Origin of the sequence: Stenotrophomonas sp. ZAC14D1_NAIMI4_1, assembly GCF_003086775.1 — a bacterium.
Taxonomy (GTDB): Bacteria; Pseudomonadota; Gammaproteobacteria; order Xanthomonadales; family Xanthomonadaceae; genus Stenotrophomonas.
In genome coordinates, this window is the sequence record NZ_CP026001.1 from 2,343,933 (window position 1) to 2,364,246 (window position 20,314).

The following is a 20,314-nucleotide window of genomic DNA, read 5'->3' on the forward strand; positions in this document are numbered from 1 at the left end:
AAGCCTCAGCTGGCCTTGCCCTGTGCATCCAGGTAACGCTCGGCGTCCAGTGCGGCCATGCAGCCGAAGCCGGCCGAGGTGATCGCCTGGCGGTAGTGCTGGTCGGCCACGTCGCCGGCGGCGAACACGCCTTCCACCGAGGTCTGGGTGGCGTTGCCGCCCAGGCCCGAGCGGATTTCCAGGTAGCCGTTGTTCATGGCCAGCTGGCCGTCGAACAGCTGGGTGTTCGGGTGGTGGCCGATGGCCACGAAGAAGCCGTGGGCGTCGATGTCGCGGGTGCTGCCGTCGAGGGTCGACTTCACGCGCACGCCAGTGACGCCGGCGTCGTTGCCCAGCACTTCTTCCACCTGGTGGTGCCAGACGGTCTCGATCTTGCCGGCGGCCACCTTGGCGAACAGCTTGTCCTGCATGATCTTTTCCGCCTTCAGGGTGTCGCGGCGGTGGACCAGGTAGACCTTGCGGGCGATGTTGGACAGGTACAGGGCTTCCTCGACGGCAGTGTTGCCGCCGCCGACCACGACCACGTCCTGGTCACGGTAGAAGAAGCCGTCGCAGGTGGCGCACGCCGAGACGCCGCGGCCCTTGAAGGTCTCTTCGGTCGGGATGCCCAGGTACTTGGCCGTCGCGCCGGTGGAGATGATCAGGGCATCGCAGGTGTACTCGTGGCTGTCGCCGATCAGCTTGAACGGACGCTGGGACAGGTCGGCCGTATGGATGTGGTCGAAGATGACCTCGGTCTCGAAGCGCTCGGCGTGGGCCTGCATGCGCGCCATCAGATCCGGGCCCATCAGGCCATGGGCGTCACCCGGCCAGTTGTCCACCTCGGTGGTGGTCATCAGCTGGCCGCCCTGCTGCAGGCCGGTGATGACGACCGGCTTCAGGTTGGCGCGGGCGGCGTAGACGGCGGCGGTCCAACCGGCCGGGCCGGAACCGAGGATGACGAGGCGCTGGTGGCGGGAGGGCAGGCTGGTGCTCATGTAAACTCGCGAAAAGGTAGATGGGACAAGGCGCTGGCGATGTTTGCGCAGCATCCTCGGCAGGTCATAGAGTGGCGGCTGGGGCAGGGTGATTCAAGCCGATGAACAGAACGCCGTCACCCATGGGTGGTTTTGGCGCCTGTCGGCACCCTTGATGTCGCCCGTGACTGAAAACTGACGCCGTGTCGTTTATTATCAAACACTAACAGCGCATTCCAAAGGTATGGTCTAAGGTGGCGAAGCAGGTGCCCGAACGCTCCAAGTCCGACGACAAAAAGGCGTCGCGTCGCTCGGCGGCAGCGGCCACAACCGACAATCCCCGTCGTCAGCGCCTGTGGCGCGACCTGGGGCTGATCGCCATCGCGCCGGCGCTGCTGTATCTGGCGGCCAGCCTTTTCACCTATTCAGCCAGTGACCCGGGCTGGTCGCACACGGGCAGCGTGGTCGCGCCCGTGCACAACATGGGCGGCCGTGCCGGCGCGTGGATCGCCGACGTGCTGCTGCAGCTGTTCGGCTACATCGCGTTCCTGTTGCCGGTGGTGCTTGGCGCGCTGGCGTGGATCGCCATGTTCGGCCTGAAGCGCGAAAGCAAGGGCGAGAACGATCTCGATCCGGCCCTGCGCCTGGTCGGGCTGGTCGGCTTCCTGATCGCCGGTACCGGCTTCCTGCATGTGCGGCTGTTCAGTGGCGACGTGTCCAGTGCGGGCGGCATCCTCGGCAAACTGGTCGGCAATTCGCTCACGGTGGGCTTCGGCGCGCTGGGCGCCAACCTGTTCGTGCTGGTGCTGCTGCTGGCCTCGATCACCCTGGCGACCGGCCTGTCGTGGTTCGCGGTGATGGAGAAGATCGGCCGTGGCGTCATGTCTCTGGCGCCGCTGCTGGAACGCAAGAAGGAACAGGCCACCGAGTGGCAGCAGACCCGCGCCATGCGTGAGGAGCGCCAGGAAGTGCGCAAGGCCGACGCCGAGGTTCGCGCAAAGCGTGAGCCGGTGAAGATCGAGCCGCGCCCGGAGCCGGTGATCGAGAAGAGCGACCGAGCCAAGCGCGACACGCAGATCCCGATGTTCCGTGGCGTCAATGGCGACGGCTCGGACCTGCCGCCGCTGGCGCTGCTGGATGATCCCAAGCCGCAGCCGGTGGGTTACGACAAGGACACCCTGGACGCGCTGTCGCGGCAGATCGAGTTCAAGCTCAAGGACTTCCGCATCGACGCGCAGGTGGTCGGTGCCAATCCCGGCCCGGTCATCACCCGCTTCGAGATCGAGCCGGCGCCGGGCATCAAGGTCAGCCAGATCAGCTCGCTGGACAAGGACATCGCCCGCGGCCTGTCAGTGAAGTCGGTGCGCGTGGTCGACGTCATTCCGGGCAAGTCGGTGATCGGCCTGGAAATCCCGAACGTCACCCGCGAGATGATCTACCTCTCCGAACTGCTGCGTTCGAAGGAGTACGACAAGTCGGCCAGCGTGCTGACCCTGGCGCTGGGCAAGGACATCGCCGGCCGCTCCACCGTGGCGGACCTGGCGCGCATGCCGCACCTGCTGGTGGCGGGTACGACCGGTTCGGGCAAGTCGGTGGCGGTCAACGCCATGGTGCTCAGCCTGCTGTTCAAGGCCTCGCCGAAAGACCTGCGCATGCTGATGATCGACCCGAAGATGCTCGAGCTGAGCGTCTACCAGGGCATCCCGCACCTGCTCGCGCCGGTGGTCACCGACATGAAGGAGGCCGCCAACGGCCTGCGCTGGTGCGTGGCCGAGATGGAGCGCCGCTACAAGCTGATGAGCGCGGTGGGCGTGCGCAACCTGGCCGGCTTCAACAAGAAGGTGAAGGACGCCCAGGACGCCGGCCAGCCGCTGATGGACCCGCTGTTCAAGCCGAACCCGGAACTGGGCGAGGCCCCGCGTCCGCTGGAGACGCTGCCGTTCGTGGTCATCTTCATCGACGAATTCGCCGACATGATGATGATCGTCGGCAAAAAGGTGGAAGAGCTGATCGCCCGCTTGGCGCAGAAGGCGCGTGCGGCCGGCATCCACCTGATCCTGGCGACCCAGCGCCCGTCGGTGGACGTGATCACCGGCCTGATCAAGGCCAACATCCCGACCCGCATCGCTTTCCAGGTCAGCTCGAAGATCGATTCGCGCACCATCCTGGACCAGTCCGGCGCTGAAACGCTGCTGGGCCACGGCGACATGCTGTACCTGCCGCCCGGCACGGCCATGCCCGAGCGTGTGCATGGCGCCTTCGTTTCCGACGATGAAGTGCACCGCGTGGTCGAGCACCTCAAGGCGATGGGCCCGGCCGATTACATCGATGGCGTACTGGACGAAGTGCAGACGATGGGCGATGGCGTGGTGGTCGGTGCGACCGGCCTGCCGGAAACCAGTGCTGCAGGTGACGAGTCCGATCCGCTGTACGACGAGGCGCTGCGGGTGGTTACCGAGACCCGCCGCGCGTCCATTTCCGGCGTGCAGCGCCGCCTGAAGATCGGCTACAACCGTGCGGCACGACTGATCGAGGCCATGGAAGCGGCCGGCGTGGTCAGCGCCCCCGAACACAATGGCGACCGCACGGTGTTGGCACCGCCGCCGCCGAAGTAAGCCCTGCCACGCCTACGACGTCCAAGGATCCGACGCATTTTCCGACCCGTTCCCTGCGCGCTGGCGCTGGCCTGTCTGCTTGCCGCCAGCCCGGCCCTGGCCGGGGCGTCGGCCGCGGCGCCGACACCGGCGCCGCCGTCGGTCGGCAGCGATGCCGAGGCCAGCAACAATTTCAGTTTTGTCCGCTACCGTGCGGATTACGTGGTACGGCCGGATGCCGGCAACGTGCAGACCGAAACCTACGAGATCCTGCTCAAGACCAAGGCGGCGGTGGAACAGTTCAGCCAGGTGCGGCTGAGCTACAGCGAGAAGATGGAGACCCTGGACGTGGTCAGCGCCTATACGCTGACCGCCGACGGCCAGCGCCGCGACGTGCCGGCCGACCGCATCTACACCCAGGAAAGCTATTCCAGCGCAGCCGCGGCCATGTATGCCGACCGCAAGGTGCGGGTGATCGTGTTTCCGAACCTGGCGCCGGGCACCCGCCTGGTCTACCAGGTGCGCCGCACCCAGCAGACCCCATATTTCCCCGGCTACTTCGGCCTGTGGGAAACCTTCAACGTGTTCACCCAGTACGACGATGCCGAAGTGACCCTGAGCGCGCCGGCCAGCCTGCCCATGCATGTGGACAGCCGGGGCGTGCAGGGCAGCGATACGCCGACGGTGAAGGACGGCCAGGCGCAGTGGCGCTGGCGCTACCAGCGCCGCGACCCGATGCAGGCGCAGAACTGGGCGGCGGCGGTATGGGAGTTCGGCCCGAACATCATGGCCAGCACGTACCGAGACTGGGCCCAGGTCGGGCGCGCCTACCAGGTCAAGGCCGGCCAGGCCGCGCAGGTGACCCCGCAGATCCAGGCACTGGCCGATGAGGTGACCGCCGGCCTGGTCGACCGCAAGGCACAGGCCGACGCGCTCTATCGCTGGGTGGCGCAGAACATCCGCTACGTGGCCGTGTACCTGGGCAACGGCGGGCTGGAGCCGAACAGCGCGCAGAGCATCCTCGACAACCACTATGGCGACTGCAAGGACCATGTGGTGATCCTCGAAGCGCTGCTGGCAGCCAAGGGCATCGCCAGTTCGCCGGTGCTGATCGGTGCCGGGGGTGGCCCGACGCTGCCGAAGATCCCGGTGCTGGGCCGGTTCAACCACGCCATCACCTATGTGCCCGAGTTCGATCTGTACCTGGATTCGACCAGTGCTTGGGCGCGCTTCGGCCAGCTGCCCGATGGCGACCTGGGGGCGCCGGTGCTGCGCACCCGTGATGCCACCCTGGCGCGCACGCCGGACAACGATCCGCAGCGCAATGCCACGGCGATGGACGTGCGCTTCACCTTTGATGCGCAGGGCAACCTGCGCGGTGAGACGGTGCCGCAGCTGAGCGACAATGCCGAGATCGGCATGCGCGCGCAGTTCGCCCAGCTCAACACGCAGAACCGGGCACGTGCCGAAGAGTCGATCATGGCCGCCTCCGGTTTCGACGGGCGCGGCCAGCTGCAGCTGCTGGGCGTGCCGGTCGACCTGACCCATCCGTTCGGCTACCGCATGGCGTTCCAGGCCGAAGACTACGTGGACTTCAGCGTGGCCGGCGGGATGGCCGTGCCGGACCCGCCGGGCGGCGAATCGGTGCGCGGGCTGTACGCCACGGCGTCGGCCCCGGCCAACGAAACGCCGTTCTACTGCAACGCCAGCCTGCGCGAGGAAACCTACCGCCTGCAGTTCCCGGGCAGCGTGCCGATCATCGCAATCCCGCAGAGCCAGCATTTCAGCAATGCTGCCGGTGATTACCGGGTGGACTGGACGCGGCAAGGGCAGGAGGTGGTCGTCCATCACCGCCTGCAGCAGAACGCCGTGCGGGGTGCCGATGCGCTGTGCCAGCCGGAGGATTACCCGGCCTTCCGCGCGCTGTACCGCGAGGTGCGCCGCGGGTTCCGCGGGCAGGTGCTGTACGGCAGATTGCCGGGTGCGGCCGGCTGAATCGCCGATGCACGCGCGGGGCGGCATAATGTCGCCCTGATCGCCCATTCATCTTCATCCGGGCACACTGGCTCCCAACTTTCCTGGCGCATGCGCCCACAGGATTCCTGCATGAACATCCGCTTCCGTCGTTTCCTTGCCACCACCACCCTGGCCGTGGCCTGCGCCGCTGCCGGCAGCGCCTGGGCCGGCGCCCGCGATGACCTGAAGACCTTCACCAGTGGCCTGAAGGGTCTGGATGGCCAGTTCAGCCAGCAGGTGTTCGACAGCCGTGGCAAGGTGAAGGAATCGACCAGCGGCCGCGTGGCCCTGTCGGCGCCGCGCCTGTTCCGCTGGGAGTATGTGCGCCCGCATGAGCAGCTGATCGTGGCTGATGGCAAGAAGGTCTGGATGTACGAGCCGGACCTGGAGCAGGCCACCGTGCGCGAGCAGGGCAAGGAAGAGCAGAACAGCCCGCTGACCGCGCTGATCAATCCGGCGCTGCTGGAACAGCAGTACGACCTGAGTGAAGAGGCGGCCAAGCGTGACGGCCTGCAGTGGCTGTCGCTGTCGCCGAAGCGCGATACCGAAGCCAGCTTCCAGTACGCCGCGCTGGGCTTCAACGCGCAGGGCCTGGCCAAGATGGAAATCACCGATGCGGTCGGCCAGCGCACCGTCATCACCTTCAGTGGCTGGAAGCGCAACCCGGGCTTCGCCGCCGGCACCTTCAGCTTCACCCCGCCGAAGGGCACCGACGTCATCGGTAACTGATCAAGGTTGCCGACCTGGTGGGTGCCAACCGTTGGTTGGCACGCTTTTGACCTGCCGGCCAACGGCCGGCACTACCGACCTACCGCTCTGGTGGGTGCCAACCGTTGGTTGGCACGCTTTTGATCTGCCGGCCAGCGGCCGGCACTACCGACATGGTTCGCCGGGCAGAGCCCGGCGCTACCGAGGGGCAGCGCGGTACAATAAGCGCGTGCCAAGACATCGTTCCACTTCATTCCCCGGCCCCGATCTGCTGAGCGTCGATCGGGAACATCTGCGCCCGCTGGCCGAGCGCATGCGCCCGCGCACCCTCGACGAAATGGTCGGGCAGAAGCGCCTGCTGGCGCCTGAAAGCGCGCTGCGCCGTGCGGTCGAATCGGGTCGCGTGCATTCGATGATCCTGTGGGGTCCGCCGGGCTGCGGCAAGACCACGCTGGCGCTGCTGCTGGCCGAGTATTCCGACGCCGAGTTCCGCGCCATCTCGGCCGTGCTCTCCGGCCTGCCGGAAGTACGGCAGGTGCTGGCCGAGGCCGCGCAGCGTTTCGCCGAAGGCCGGCGCACCGTGCTGTTCGTCGACGAAGTGCATCGCTTCAACAAAGCGCAGCAGGATGCGTTCCTGCCGCACATCGAGCGCGGCACCATCCTGTTCGTTGGTGCCACCACCGAAAATCCGTCGTTCGAGCTGAACTCGGCGCTGTTGTCGCGCTGCCGCGTACACGTGCTGGAAGGCGTTTCGCCCACCGACATCGTGGAGGCGCTTGAGCGTGCGCTGGGGGATCGCGAACGCGGCCTCGGCGAAGAACACATCGAGGTCGCCCCCGAGCTGCTGCTGGAGATCGCCACCGCTGCTGATGGTGATGTGCGCCGTGCGCTGACCCTGCTGGAGATCGCCGCTGAGCTGGCGGGCGGGGAGGGCGGGCGTATCACGCCGCAGACCCTGACCCAGGTGCTGGCCGACCGCACGCGCCGCTTCGACAAGGGCGGCGAACAGTTCTATGACCAGATCTCGGCGCTGCACAAATCCGTACGCAGCTCCAACCCCGATGCCGCGTTGTATTGGCTGACCCGCATGCTGGATGGTGGTTGCGATCCGTCCTACCTGGCGCGCCGGTTGACCCGCATGGCCATCGAGGATATCGGCCTGGCCGACCCGCGCGCGCAGAGCATGGCGCTGGAAGCGTGGGATATCTACGAGCGCCTGGGCAGCCCGGAAGGCGAGCTCGCCTTTGCCCAGCTGGTGCTCTATCTGGCCAGCACCGCCAAATCGAACGCCGGCTATGCCGCCTTCAACCAGGCCAAGGCTGATGTGCGCGAAAGTGGCACTGAAGAGGTGCCGCTGCACCTTCGCAACGCGCCGACCAAGCTGATGAAGGAGCTCGGATACGGGGCGGAGTACCAGTACGACCACGATGCCGAAGGTGGCATTGCGCTGGACCAGACCGGTTTCCCGGATGCGATGGGCGAGCGCGTGTACTACAACCCGGTGCCGCGCGGGCTGGAGATCAAGCTGAAGGAAAAGCTGGACCGGCTGCGTGCCGAGCGCGAAGCGGCGCGGGCCGCCAAGGGCCGCTGACCCCGCTTCTGTAGAGTCGAGCTTGCTCGACTGCTCCTGTGCGGCAGTCGAGCAAGCTCGACTCTACGGAATGCCGGCAGTCGAGCATGGCTCGACTCTACATTTGTCGCGTCCGCCGGCTTTTGGCACACTTCGCGGCTTCTCCATCAAGGATTGATGCCGTGGATCAGTTGATTCTGCCGTTGAAGCGCTATGCCCAGTTCGAGGGCCGCGCCAATCGCCGCGAGTACTGGATGTTCCAGTTGTTCCTGATGCTGGTCGCCGTGGCCATCTCGCTGCTGGGGGGCGTGCTGGCCATCATCATGCGCGGCAATGAGGACGCGCTGGCCGCGATCGTCATGGGTTTCATGGGCCTGCTGAGCCTGGTGTGGCTTGCCACGCTGCTGCCGCTGATCGCCGTCACCGTGCGCCGCCTGCACGATTGCAACCAGTCGGGTTGGCTGTACCTGCTGGCCCTGGTGCCCGGTGGTGGTCTGGTCATCCTGGTGTTCGCGCTGTTGCCGGGCACGCCGGAGGAAAATCGCTACGGCCCGATACCGCCGGAGTTCGGCTGAGTCCCGGCCGCGCCGCATTCGCCGGGCATGGCCCGGCGCTACCACTGGCGCAGGGCCCCAGGATCGCGCGCGCGATACACAGTGTGACGTTTGATCGATGTGATAATCATTCGCGTTTAAGGTAGACTGCGGTCCCTTGATGAAGAGGCGGCCGCGTCCGCCGCATCCGTCACCCATGATGTTTTCCGCACGTTCCTTCGGCTGTCTGGCCGCCCTGATGATGGGGGTCTTGATGGTTGCTCCCTACGCCCACGCGCAGCAGCGCAATCCGCAGCAGCTGATGGGCCGCACCGTGCTGGACGAGCCTGCGTCCAGCTACCGCTTCGAACGTTTCGTGATCAACAGCCCCGACCAGCAGCGCCGCTGGCGGGTGAACGTGGCGATCCCGGCCAAGGCCTCGAAGACGCCGTCGCCGGTGTTGTATGCCCTGGATGGCAACGCCGTTGCCATGGTGCTGGACCAGCCGCTGCTGGCAGAGCTGGCCGCGAGCAAGGCACCGCCGGTGCTGGTGCTGATCGGCTACGACAACGAGCTGCGCATCGACTCGCCGGCGCGCACCCGCGACTACACCGCCTGGATCGACCGCGCCGATGACGAGGGTGGCACGACCCAGGCTGTCGGTGGCGGTGCGGATCTGTTCCTTGACCTGATCGAGCGCCGCATCAAGCCGGAAGTGGAGCGCCGCGCCAACATCGACACCCACCAGCAGTCGCTGTGGGGCCACTCGCTGGGTGGCCTGTTCGTGCTCAATGCGCTGTACACGCGCCCGGCTGCATTCCAGCGTTATCTGTCGGCCAGCCCGTCGCTGTGGTGGAGCCAGGGCGCCGCCCTCGGCGACCCGGAGCAGCAGTTCGTGCAGAACGTGCATGGCCAGTCCGCCAAGGTGTGGCTGATGCTGGGCGGTGCCGAGCGGGTTGGTGATCGCGGCAAGCGCGACATGACCAACCCGCGCGTGGTTGCGCATCTGCGTCGCATCGGCGGCGCCACCCCGGATGCGGCCATGCAGCTGTCCTCGCGCCTGGCCAAGGTGCCCGGCCTGAGCGTGCAGTACCGCGAATTCCCCGGCCTCGGCCATGGCCCGATGCTGCCGGCCTCGTTCCACGCCGCACTGCATGAGCTGTACGGCGTGACCGACCGCAGCGTGGATGACGGCAAGGCGCCGGCGCCCGCCAACGCTGCAGAGTGATCTTCCGCACGGCCTGGCCGTGCACCCCCACTACCCAGGCGTGACTGCCGATGTGCAGCGGCCCAGGCAACCGATGAATCCCGCGCCACGTGGCGCGGCCTACGTGTGCAAGGAGCCTTCCATGTCGTTTCGTCCGTCCCTCCGCCTGACCTCCCTGGCCGCCGGCCTGCTGCTGGCGGTCACCGCCACCGCCCAGCCGGTGTTCGACCAGCCAGCCAGCGCCACCTTCAACGGCACGGTGATCTCGCGCGGCGAGAATGTCGTGCCGGGCAGCACCGCCGAGGTCATCGGCCGCGGTTTCGTGCCGGGCCAGCAGGTCAGCCTGGTGCGCGGTGACAGCGTGCTCAACGCGCAGCCGCTGGTGGTCGATGCCGATGGCAACTTCAAGACCCAGCTTGCCATTCCGGCCGACGCCGTCCCGGGTACCCATCCGGTGGTGGTGCGTGCCAGCCAGCCGTCGGCCGCCACGGTGCTGAAGCTGCGCGTCTCGCCGCAGCTGCCGTTGTCGGGCCAGCAGCAGTTCGCCACCCAGTCCAACAAGCTGGTGCCGGGCCTGTACCAGTCGGCCTACAGCGCGGCCAGCAATGCCGTGTTCGTCACCTCGGCCGTCGGCCGTCCGCCGGTTACCCAGTCGCAGCTGCTGAAGCTGGACCCGAAGACGCTGAAGGTGACCAAGGCGATCACCCCGGCACAGGTGGCCGGCACCACCAACGGCGCGGTGTACGCGGTCTATGGCGTGGGCGTGGATGACACCAACGGCAACGTCTGGGTGACCAATACCCGCCAGAACTCGATCGCGGTCTACCGCCAGAAGGATCTGTCGCTGGTCCACCAGTTCCCGGTCGATACCGTGCCGCACGCGCGCGACGTCGTGGTCGATGGCACCCACGGCAAGGTGTTTGCTTCGGCCACCGGCGAAGACCACCTGTCGGTGTTCGATGCCAAGACGCTGAAGGAGCTGCCGTCGATCACCCTGGAGTCGGGCGTCGACGAAGGCAAGTTCACCCCGATGAGCCTGGTGCTGGATGAAAAGGCCGGCAAGCTGTTCACCGTCAGCATCGGCACCCCCGAAGCCGCAGTGATCGACGTGGCCAGCGGCGAAGTCGACAAGGTCATCGACCTGGGCAACTCGATCAGTGCGTCGGGCGTGGCCTTCGATGCGCAGCAGAACCGTCTGTACGTCGCCTCGCAGGGCACCGACAACCTGCTGATCGTCGATGTGGCCAGCGGCAAGGTCGTGCACGACGTGCCGGTGGGTGCCGGTGCGCTGAATGTCGCCTTCGATGACAAGAGCGGCCTGGCCTATGTCACCAACCGCGGTGCTGGCACCGTCACTGTTGTCGATCGCGCTGGCAAGGTGGTCGGTAACCTCGATGGCGGCACCTTCCCCAACCATGTGCGCGCCGATGGCAAGGGCAGCGTGTTCGCGGTGAACAAGTCGCGCGGCGCCGACGACGCCAAGGGCGACCGCATCACCCGCATCACCCCGCGCCAGCCGTAACCCACGTGCCGGGCGAGGGCAGTGCCTTCGCCCGGCCAGCAAGGAGATTCCGCATGACCATCGCTTCCCGCCTGCGCCTGTGTGCGCTTCCGTTGGCCGTTTCGTTGGCCGTTTCGTTGGCGCTCGCCGCCTGTGGCGGCACGTCCGCGCCGCCTGCAGCGACCGACGCTGCACCGGCCGCCACCGAAGCCCAGGCCACGGCCGCCGAGCTGCCTGCCGGCTGGCAGCGCGTGGCGGGTACTGACCTGCCGGCACTGACCGGCCAGGTGCCGGTGCTGCCGGCCAAGGTGCGCTCCGACGACGGGGCTGATGCCGAGGTGACGGACACCAGCCGCATCATCGCCGGCGGCGACGATGTGATTGCCGTGCTGGAAGCGCTCGGCCTGGGCAAGCAGGTGTTCGCTGCGCCGACCAACACCACCACGCAGGCCGGCCAGGCCGCGCCACACCAGTTCCTGTTCAACCGCACCACCGGCGTGGAGGGCGTGGTGAGCCTGCATGGCTCGCTGTTCCTGGGCAACAGCCTGCGTCGCCACACCGTGCTGGCCGGCAAGCTGCGCGAAGTGGGCGAGTCGGCCGTGGTCATCGATGACCTGCAGCCGGCGCCGGACAAAGTGCGCAAGGTGGCCGCGGCCGTCGGCCTGGCCGATGCCGGGCAGACCCTGGCCACCCAGGTGCAGCGCCAGCTGGATGAGGCGGCGGCGCTGGGCAAGGGCCTGGCGCACGCGCCGCGCGTGATCCACGTGTCGGCCACCGGCGGTGGCGGCGCACCGACCGTGGCGGGCGCAGACAGCGCCTCGGCCGAGATGATCGCCCTGGCGGGCGGCGTCAACATCGGCAGCGAGGCAGGCGTCAAGAACTACTCGCAGCTGAGCAACGAGGGCGTCATCGCCGCCGCGCCGGAGGTGATCCTGGTGACCGAGCATGATCTGCAGCAGTTTGGCGGCGCCGAAGGCCTGTGGAAGGCCTATCCGACCCTGAAGCAGACCCCGGCCGGCGCGGCCAACCGGGTCTGGGTGATGCCGGATGTGCAGTTGAAGTACACCAGCGTCGGCACCGGCGCCGGGGCGCTGGCCCTGGCCAAGGCCCTGGCGGCGCTTCCGCCGGCATGAGTCCGGCTGATCGGCGCCGTCGTCGCGGGCGGGTGATGCTGCTGGTGGCACTGCTGGCCCTGTTGGGCGCGGTGCTGGCGTCGTTCGCGATGGGGCCGCTGCGCCTGCCGCCTCTGGATGTTCTGCAGGCCCTGGGGGTGAAGCTGGGCCTGGTCGATCCGCAGGCGGTCAGCCGCCGCGACCTCGCCGTGGTGTGGCAGCTGCGCATTCCGCGCGCCCTGCTGGGGGCCATGGTGGGGGCGGCGTTGGCGATGGCCGGTGCGAGCCTGCAGGGATTGTTCGGCAATCCGCTGGCCGACCCCGGCATCGTCGGCGTCAGCCAGGGCGCGGCGCTGGGCGCCGTGGCGGCGATCGTCCTGGGGGCGGCAGGCGCGGCGGGCTGGCTGGTGCCGGTGGCCGCTTTCGCCGGTGGTGCACTGGCCATCGGCCTGACGTATGCGTTGGCGCGGCCGGGGAAGGGCAGCGGCAATGCGACGTTGTTGCTGGTGGGCATTGCGATGGCCGCGTTCTGCTCGGCGCTGATCGGCTTCCTCACCTACATCGCCAGCGAGAGCGAGCTGCAATCGCTGGTGTTCTGGCAGATGGGCTCGCTGGCGCAGGCCAACTGGTCGGATGTGGCGGCGGTGTTGCCGCTGTTCGCCATTGGCGTCTTCGCGCTGCTGCGGCTGGCGACGCCACTGGACATGCTGGCGCTGGGTGAGCGCCAGGCCCAGCATCTGGGCCTGGATGTTGCGGCCACGCGGCGCAGGCTGGTGGCGTTCAGCGCGCTGCTGGTGGGTGCGGCGGTGGCGTTTGCCGGTTCGATCAGCTTCGTGGGCCTGGTGGTGCCGCACGTGGCACGCCTGCTGGTCGGCCCCGGCCATCGCTGGCTGCTGCCGGTGTCGGGCGTGTTGGGCGCCTTGCTGATCGTCATCGCCGATACCGCCGCGCGCACGCTGGATCCGCCGGCGGAGATTCCGCTGGGCCTGTTCTCGGCCGCGTTGGGCGCACCGTTCTTCCTGTGGCTGGTGCTGCAGCAGCGCCGCAAGGACACGCCATGAGCGATTTCCTGCAGTTGCGCGATGTGGTCGTACGCCGCCAGCAGCGCGAGATCCTGCATGGCATCACCCTGGCGTTCGCGCCGGGTACGGTGACGGCGCTGGTCGGCCCCAATGGCGCCGGCAAATCGACCCTGCTTGCCGTTGCCGCGGGCGACCTGCGCCCGGACGTGGGCGAGGTGCAGCTGCATGGCGCACCGTTGCGCAGCTACAAGGCCGGTCCTTTGGCGCGCGAGCGTGCGGTGATGCCGCAGGAACACGGCGTGCGCTTCGCCTTCAGCGTTGAAGAAGTGGTGGCAATGGGGCGCCTGCCGCATCCACCGGACCCTGCAGCGGACGATGCGCGGGTGGAAGCGGCCATCGACGCCGCCGAGTTGCAGGCGTTGCGCCTGCGCGAGGTGCAGCAGTTGTCCGGTGGTGAATCGGCGCGCACCACGTTTGCGCGCGTGCTGGCGCAGGACACGCCGTTGCTGCTGCTGGATGAGCCGACGGCCGCGCTTGATCTGCGCCACCAGGAGCGCACGTTGCGCAGCGTGCGCGCATGCGCCGAAGCGGGCGCGTGCGTGATCGTCGTGCTGCACGACCTCAATCTGGCGGCTGGCTATGCCGATCGCATCGTGCTGCTGGAGCAGGGCAGGGTGGCGGCCGATGGCACGCCGCTGCAGGTGCTGACGGAAGCAAACCTGCAGCGCGTGTACCAGCAGGATGTGGTGGTGCTGGAGCATCCTCGGCGTGGGGTGCCATTGGTGGTGGTGACCTGATGCAGTAAAGCGTCGCACTGCACGGCGACGTATCATTGGCGGTTCGTTTTTTTCAACGGACTGACCCCCATGAAGCATCACTTCCCGCGCACCGCACTGCTGGTTTCCATGGTTGCAGCGGCGTGCTCCGCCCACGCCGCATCCACGCGTACGGTGTCGATCGAAAAGGCGGCCGACCAGGCCACGTCAATCGAAACGCGCCATGCACAAGGCCCGGGTGCCGCCGCTGACCTGTTCACCACGCACTACTACGCAGGTGGCGCGATGATGATGGCCTGGGCGGACCAGCGCGTGCTGCTGCTCTGCAAGAAGTCGGCGTACCTCAAGCTGCCGGGCATGAAGCCTGCAGCCAGCGAACTGCCGCTGGAGAAGCGGCAGATGGTCGGCTACCAGGCCATGATGGCCGGCTACGGCGGAATTGCCGCGGTTGGTGGGCTGGTGGATGGCTCGATTGAAGTGGCCGATGATGGAAGCGAAGTGCGCCGCCAGGCCGAACGCAGCTGGGCCTACGGCATTGAACGCTACGATGTGATCAGCCAGCGCATGCCCAATGGCGCACTGCGCGTGCGGGCGCTGAAGACCGCAACGGTGAACAACGCCAAGCCGTCCAAACCGGGCGCCACCTTCAGCACCGATGAGGACCAGGCGGCGCGCCTTGCCGAGCTGGGTGCGGTGGGCAGCTGGACGGAAATCACGATCCACGACACGCCCAAGCGTGGCGAGGTGGATGCCGATTACTCGCTGAAGGAGTGGGTGTCGGTGACCGGCGATCATGCCGCGACCGTGGGTGAGGCGCGGCGGATCAACGGCTGCGAGTGATGCTCGCTGCAGGGGGCAGAGCCCTTGGCCGCCCGGGGTCGGATCCTTTCGCGCAGCGAAAGGCTCTGACCCCAGCAAGCCTCATCGTTCCACCTGTGCGCTCAATATTCACTTGCGCGCCAGAATGACAGGTCTAGAATGCGCCCCATGAACCGGATGCCGCTCCTGAAGTTTTTCACCCTGACCCGCGCTAGCGCGGAACGGGCGTGTCTGCCTGGAGTGCCACGAGGCCGTTGATACGGCCATCGATGGACCATCCACAGAGCGCCCTTCGGGGCGCTCTTTTCGTTTGGGGCGTTGCGGCCTCGGTAGAGTCGACCGTTGGTCGACTGATTTCTGCCCTGGCAGTCGACCAACGGTCGACTCTACCCATCCCATTGTTTTCACCAGATACACCAAGGAGAACGTGCCATGCACCAGATCGCCGAGACCGAACGCTAGCCGCGCGCCCTGTCGCCAACCGGGGTGCGCGGCCCCTGAAGTTGGCTTTGCAGGAACCTCTCTCATGAACACCCAAGTCCTTTCCCGTCGTCGCAACCTCGGCATCATTGCCCACATCGACGCCGGCAAAACCACGTTGACCGAACGCCTGCTGTGGAAAAGCGGCGAGATCCATCGCGTCGGCGAAGTACATGACGGCAACGCGACCACCGATTTCTCGGCGATCGAACGCGAACGCGGCATCACCATCGGCGCTGCGGCCGTGCAGGCGCAATGGGCGCCGCGCGACCTGCCACCGCATCGGCTGACCCTGATCGACACCCCCGGCCACATCGACTTCGCCATTGAAGTCGAGCGTTCGCTGCGCGTGCTCGACGGCGCCGTGGCCGTGTTCTCGGCCGTGGATGGCGTGCAGCCGCAGTCCGAAACCGTGTGGCGCCAGGCACGCCGGCATCGTGTGCCGCTCGTCGCTTTCGTCAACAAGATGGACCGCGTCGGCGCGTCGTTCGAGCGCGTGCTGGAGCAGCTGCAGGACAAGCTGCAGGCGCGACCGTGGGCGCTGGGCGTGCCGCTGGGCAGTGAAAGCGATTTCCATGGCTGGGTCGATCTGGTCGACGAACGCGTGCTGCGTTGGCAGGACGGCGCTGCGGCGTCCATCACCCCCTGGGGCGAGGACGAGCGCGGGCAATGGCAGGCGCAGCGGCAGGCGCTCATCGAGGCGGTAGCCGACCATGACGACGTGCTGGCCACGGCGTGGCTGGAAGGCGGCGTGATCGATGCGGCCATGCTGCGCGCGGCCATCCGTCGGGCCACGCTGGCGGGCGCCGGCGTGCCGGTGCTGGCGGGCGCAGCGTTCAAGGACAAGGGCATCGAAACGCTGTTGGACGCAGTGGTCGATTACCTGCCGTCGCCGCTGGACCGCCCGGCCGTCACTGCCGAAGCGGAACAGGGCGAGGTGTCGCTGCCGCCGGATCCGGAAGGTCCGCTGGCGGGCCTGCTGTTCAAGATCACCCACCAGCAGCACGGTGCGCTGAGCTTCGTGCGCTTGTACTCGGGCAGCTTGAAGGTGGGTGACGCCATTGCCAGCTCGCAGCACCCGCAAGGGCGTCGCGTCAGCCGCCTGGTGCGCGTGCAGGCCGACCAGACCCACGACATCGAACAGGCCGTGGCCGGTGACATTGTCGCGGTGCTGGGCTGGAAGGATGCCGTCAGCGGTGAAACGCTGAGCGGGCGAGGGCAGCCGTTGCGCCTGGAAAGCATCCAGTCGCAGGCGCCGGTGCTGGCCTGGCGGCTGGAGCCGGCACGCGCGGCCGACCTGATCCGCATGGCGCAGGGCCTGGCCAGCCTGGCCCAGGAAGACCCGTCGTTCAAGGTGGAAACCGAGCGCGACAGTGGTGAAACCCTGGTCTGGGGCATGGGCGAGCTGCACCTGGAGGTGATGGTCGAGCGCCTGCGCAGCGAGTGGAAGGTCGACGTCGGCGTTGGCGCGCCGCGCGTGGCCTACCAGGAAACGCCGTTGCGCGCGGTGTCCGGTGCGGTTGGCCGGGTGTCCAAGCAGAACGGCGGCCAGGGCCAGTTTGCCCATGTGGTGCTGGACGTGGTGCCGCGCGAGGACGACCAGGTCGTGTTCAACGACCGCATCGTCGGTGGCGTAGTGCCGCGCAGCTTCATCGCTGCGGTGGAAAAGGGTGTGCGTGCGGCGCTGACGACCGGGCCGCAGGGACATCCGGTGGTGGGCATCGAGGTAAGCCTGGTGGATGGGGAAACCCACGCCAAGGATTCCTCGGAAATGGCCTTCCACCGCGCCGGTGGTGAGGCGATCAAGGCAGCGCTGGCGGCGGGCGGCACGCAGCTGCTGGAGCCGGTGATGGCAGTAACGGTGCATTCGCCGTCGGCCTCGGTGGGTGATGTGGTGGGCGACCTCAACCGTCGCCATGGCCGCATCGCGCGCATCGACGACCAGGACGGTCGCGCCGAAGTCAGTGGTTTTGCACCGCTGGCCAACCTGGTGGGTTACACCACCTCGCTGCGCTCGCTCAGCCAGGGCCGCGCCAGCAGCGAAGCACACCTGCACGGCTACGAGCCCGTGCGCGCTGCATGATGAGTAGAGCAGGGAGCCCGTTCGCGGGCTCCCTTTTTTTTCCTATGCAGGTGTCGTGCGCATCCACGCACGGCGTGGATCTACAATAGGCACGCGGAATGGCGTCCTGCACTGCAACAAAACTGCAGAAAAAGCTGGATTAAAGTGATGCCTCACGATAAATTGCGCACCCCCAGTTGATTTGCCGCCGACCGCACCCGCCATGCGTGATGACAATGACCCCGGAACCCTGGAGCTGACCTTGCCGCGCAAGCGCGGCCGGCCGCCCAAGTTCGGGTACGCGATGAGCGATGCGCAGCGGGCTGCGCGCTACCGTGCGCGCAGGGCAGGGCAGGCCAACCACGCCGATGTCCGCTCGTGCAGCGACATGGTGCTGCTGGACAAGATCCGCGCGGCGGTCAGCGCCCGCGACACTGAACTGGCCGGTTTCCTGGTCCATGTGCTGTGGCAGCGCTATCCGCTGCAGCTGAAATAAATCTTCGTCGGGGTGGCTCTTGTCACCCGGCTTGTTGATAATGCGGGGTTCAGGTTGTTCCCGCTGGCGCGCCCGGGATGGCAGGCGTGCATGTTCGACATGGCTTTGACGATGACCACCACCAGCGACACCACCACCGAAGCTGCACCGAGCGGCGCACCCCTGTTCTACACCCGTCCGGTGCCGCTGCAGGCCGACCGGCACGCTGACGTGCGCATCCTGCCGGGCAAGCTGGAGTTCGCTGCCAGCAGCAACTCGATTCCGCTGGTGCTCGGCGAATTCTCGCTGGCACTGCACCATTTCCCGATTCTGTTCGCTGGCCCGACCGCCGTGCCGATGGCAGCCGTGGGCGTGACCACCGACAACCTGTTCATCACCGATGGGCTGTGGGCGGACGACACCTACATCCCGGCCTACCTGCGCCGCCATCCCTTCATCTTCATCGATACGGGCGAGGGCAACGACTTCCTGCTGGGTATCGATGAAGACAGCCCGCGCATTGCGCGTGGTGGCGATGAAGGCCAGCCGCTGTTCGTGGACGGCAAGGCTGCCGACATCGTGCAGCAGGCCCTGGATTTCTGTGGCCAGTACACCCGCGAGCACGCGCAGACCCAGACCTTCTCCAAGGCACTGCTGGACGCCGACCTGCTGGTCGAGCGCAACGCCACCATCCGCCTGCCCGATGGCCGTGAGTTCAACCTCAACGGCTTCTTCGTGGTGGACGTGGAGAAGTTCGTCGCACTGCCGGAAGCCACGGTGGTTGAGTGGCACCGCAGCGGCTGGCTGGCGCTGATCCACCAGCACCTGATGTCGCTGGGTCGCTTCAACGATCTGACCCGCCGCCAGGCCGAGCGCGACGCCGCCTGAGTTGGTCCTCTGGCGCGGCGGCCCGTCTGCCGCGCCGGATAGTGCTTCCGCACCGTCGCGCATCCACGTGGTGCGCGGCGATCCTGATGGCGCAGGGCGTGTGTTGTGCCGCCTGGCCACTCAAGCAAATACGCATCGGCTGCGATTCCCGGGCCGGCAGCGTGCTGGGCGATGCCTGGCACAGCGGCAAACGGATCTGTACGGATTTTGCGATCATCGCCAAGCGCGCTGGCGTTGGCGATGCGGCGTGGGCGTTGAATTCTGATGGCCAAGGCCCTGGCTGGGCGCTCAGATTTCAAGAGATTTCCACCCATTAACGTGACGCATCACGGTCGAGCGACTGGAAGGCTCACGAGGAGGCAGCATGTCTGTTCCAATCCGTTGGTGCGTGGCGGCGTGTGTGCTGGTGCTTGCGAATGGCTGGGGTGTGCCCGGGCGTGCCCAGGAAGCGTCGGCTGAAGATCAGGTCGAGGCAGCCGGCGTCATGGAGATCATCCCGGGTGGCCGAACGCTGGGATCCATCCGGCTGGATGACGGGCGTTGCTTTGATCTGGCGTTGCCTGGGGACGTGTTGAAGCAGCCGCGACGTTGGGACGGAAAGCGCGTCGGTGTTCGCGGTCCGCTGATGTACCGGCCACAGGGTGTCATCGAAGGGGTGATGTGGTTCGACATCAAGGACCGGAAGGTCGAGGGGTTCGGATGCTCGGAGAACATCATCTATGTGGAGGGGATCAGGAGGTTGTAGATCCTGGTTGGGGCTAAGTTCGCTGGAACATAATATACATTATGCGAAATACGGTTTGGCCGCGTTCGAGAGTTGTTTTCAGAAGAAGGTGCCATCCTCGCAACAACCCCGAATCCTGTTCATCAGCAGGCAATTTTGCCCAGATGGCGTAGAGATTGTGGTTCGCTTAGCTCGCGCAGCGAAGATAGTGAATCCGTCATCGCAAAGCAGACAAGCTGGAGCATCGTCAATAATCAATAAAAAGCCCGTCTTGCTCTATCTGTGGAGCAAAAGGGTGCGGGAAGACTTGGTGCGAATGCCGCACCAAGTCCGGAAACACTCGAGTTACAGGCGTTGAGCGATCCAAGTAGCAGTAGCAGGTCTCATGAATCCGCTGTAGCTGCCATTAGCAAGCCTTGCTACAAAGATGGCATCGTTGGCGTCGATCCTCAGCTTCAAGTCTTCGCACAACGCGTCTGCGGATAGATTGGTTGATATCCACCTGACAGTCTCCAGGTTCGGATCCGCAGTGTTGTCATGCCGGTTTAGGTGGTTGAGAAACGCGGTTCTCTTCGAGGCGTAGTTCACTTCCCGGTTCAGATTCCAGGTGACAACGTAGACAGCCATTTCGATCCTTCGAGTGGGACACCAATCGTGCCCTAGAAAGCTTATAAAATGTGACGCGTGTCACGCAATGCCTGCATCAAGCCGGCAATCCGCACCGTGCTCAGTGTCGCGGCGTGGCTGCGGCAAGCGCGGCCCGCACCCATGCAAGAAGGAAGACTGCGATGCCCCTAGCCGAGCTGGAGGCCATGTTGGCGACCTGCGACGACAGTCTGGAACGGATTCGGGACCGTGCCCTGCTCTGCTT

17 protein-coding genes are annotated in these 20,314 nt (G+C 66.6%); 16 read left to right on the plus strand and 1 reads right to left on the minus strand.

What is annotated here, in order from left to right:
• Positions 1–5: 5 nt before the first annotated feature.
• Entirely contained in the window at positions 6–977 is a 972-nt protein-coding gene (trxB, locus tag C1927_RS10885) for a thioredoxin-disulfide reductase (RefSeq protein WP_079221869.1), read from the minus strand.
• A gap of 233 nt (positions 978–1,210) precedes the next feature.
• Here trxB and C1927_RS10890 point away from each other — a divergent pair, with 233 nt between their 5' ends.
• The 16 genes from C1927_RS10890 to C1927_RS10960 all read left to right on the plus strand — a co-directional run bounded on the left by C1927_RS10890 (position 1,211) and on the right by C1927_RS10960 (position 19,464).
• Complete coding sequence (locus tag C1927_RS10890) at positions 1,211–3,571, plus strand: DNA translocase FtsK (protein WP_079221870.1); 2,361 nt, start codon at positions 1,211–1,213, stop codon at positions 3,569–3,571.
• Between the two features lie 36 nt (positions 3,572–3,607).
• Entirely contained in the window at positions 3,608–5,545 is a 1,938-nt protein-coding gene (locus C1927_RS10895) for a DUF3857 domain-containing protein (RefSeq protein ID WP_108746671.1), read from the plus strand.
• 111 nt (positions 5,546–5,656) lie between these two features.
• The gene (lolA, locus tag C1927_RS10900) at positions 5,657–6,295 is read left to right on the plus strand and encodes an outer membrane lipoprotein chaperone LolA (RefSeq protein ID WP_079221872.1); all 639 of its coding nucleotides are present in this window, start codon (positions 5,657–5,659) and stop codon (positions 6,293–6,295) included.
• Positions 6,296–6,587: 292 nt separating this feature from the next.
• Positions 6,588–7,865 (plus strand): replication-associated recombination protein A, encoded by a 1,278-nt coding sequence (locus tag C1927_RS10905; protein ID WP_234458414.1) that lies wholly within the window; start codon positions 6,588–6,590, stop codon positions 7,863–7,865.
• A gap of 161 nt (positions 7,866–8,026) precedes the next feature.
• Positions 8,027–8,419, plus strand: a complete 393-nt coding sequence (locus C1927_RS10910) for a DUF805 domain-containing protein (RefSeq protein WP_108746673.1) — start codon at positions 8,027–8,029, stop codon at positions 8,417–8,419.
• A gap of 175 nt (positions 8,420–8,594) precedes the next feature.
• On the plus strand, positions 8,595–9,605 hold the full coding sequence (locus tag C1927_RS10915; protein ID WP_079221875.1) for an alpha/beta hydrolase-fold protein: 1,011 nt from the start codon (positions 8,595–8,597) through the stop codon (positions 9,603–9,605).
• A gap of 121 nt (positions 9,606–9,726) precedes the next feature.
• Positions 9,727–11,106: a YncE family protein gene (locus C1927_RS10920; protein ID WP_079221876.1), complete on the plus strand. Its 1,380-nt coding sequence runs from the start codon at positions 9,727–9,729 to the stop codon at positions 11,104–11,106.
• A 53-nt stretch (positions 11,107–11,159) separates the two neighbouring features.
• The gene (locus tag C1927_RS10925) at positions 11,160–12,218 is read left to right on the plus strand and encodes an ABC transporter substrate-binding protein (RefSeq protein ID WP_079221877.1); all 1,059 of its coding nucleotides are present in this window, start codon (positions 11,160–11,162) and stop codon (positions 12,216–12,218) included.
• Positions 12,215–13,258: an iron ABC transporter permease gene (locus C1927_RS10930; RefSeq protein WP_079221878.1), complete on the plus strand. Its 1,044-nt coding sequence runs from the start codon at positions 12,215–12,217 to the stop codon at positions 13,256–13,258. Before C1927_RS10925 ends, C1927_RS10930 begins: the two co-directional genes overlap by 4 nt.
• Positions 13,255–14,016, plus strand: a complete 762-nt coding sequence (locus C1927_RS10935; RefSeq protein WP_108746674.1) for a heme ABC transporter ATP-binding protein — start codon at positions 13,255–13,257, stop codon at positions 14,014–14,016. The genes C1927_RS10930 and C1927_RS10935 overlap by 4 nt, the downstream gene beginning before the upstream one ends.
• Before the next feature lie 69 nt (positions 14,017–14,085).
• Positions 14,086–14,835 (plus strand): hypothetical protein, encoded by a 750-nt coding sequence (locus tag C1927_RS10940; RefSeq protein ID WP_108746675.1) that lies wholly within the window; start codon positions 14,086–14,088, stop codon positions 14,833–14,835.
• A 505-nt stretch (positions 14,836–15,340) separates the two neighbouring features.
• On the plus strand, positions 15,341–17,377 hold the full coding sequence (gene fusA, locus C1927_RS10945; protein WP_108746676.1) for an elongation factor G: 2,037 nt from the start codon (positions 15,341–15,343) through the stop codon (positions 17,375–17,377).
• A gap of 202 nt (positions 17,378–17,579) precedes the next feature.
• Positions 17,580–17,852 (plus strand): hypothetical protein, encoded by a 273-nt coding sequence (locus C1927_RS10950; protein WP_079221882.1) that lies wholly within the window; start codon positions 17,580–17,582, stop codon positions 17,850–17,852.
• Positions 17,853–17,963: 111 nt separating this feature from the next.
• A complete protein-coding gene (locus C1927_RS10955) occupies positions 17,964–18,719 on the plus strand; it encodes a SapC family protein (RefSeq protein WP_108747825.1) in 756 nt (251 codons plus the stop codon).
• 86 nt (positions 18,720–18,805) lie between these two features.
• Positions 18,806–19,036, plus strand: coding sequence for a hypothetical protein (locus tag C1927_RS21415; RefSeq protein ID WP_159095345.1), 231 nt, complete (start codon positions 18,806–18,808; stop codon positions 19,034–19,036).
• A 47-nt stretch (positions 19,037–19,083) separates the two neighbouring features.
• Positions 19,084–19,464 (plus strand): hypothetical protein, encoded by a 381-nt coding sequence (locus tag C1927_RS10960; RefSeq protein ID WP_108746677.1) that lies wholly within the window; start codon positions 19,084–19,086, stop codon positions 19,462–19,464.
• Positions 19,465–20,314 lie beyond the last annotated feature (850 nt).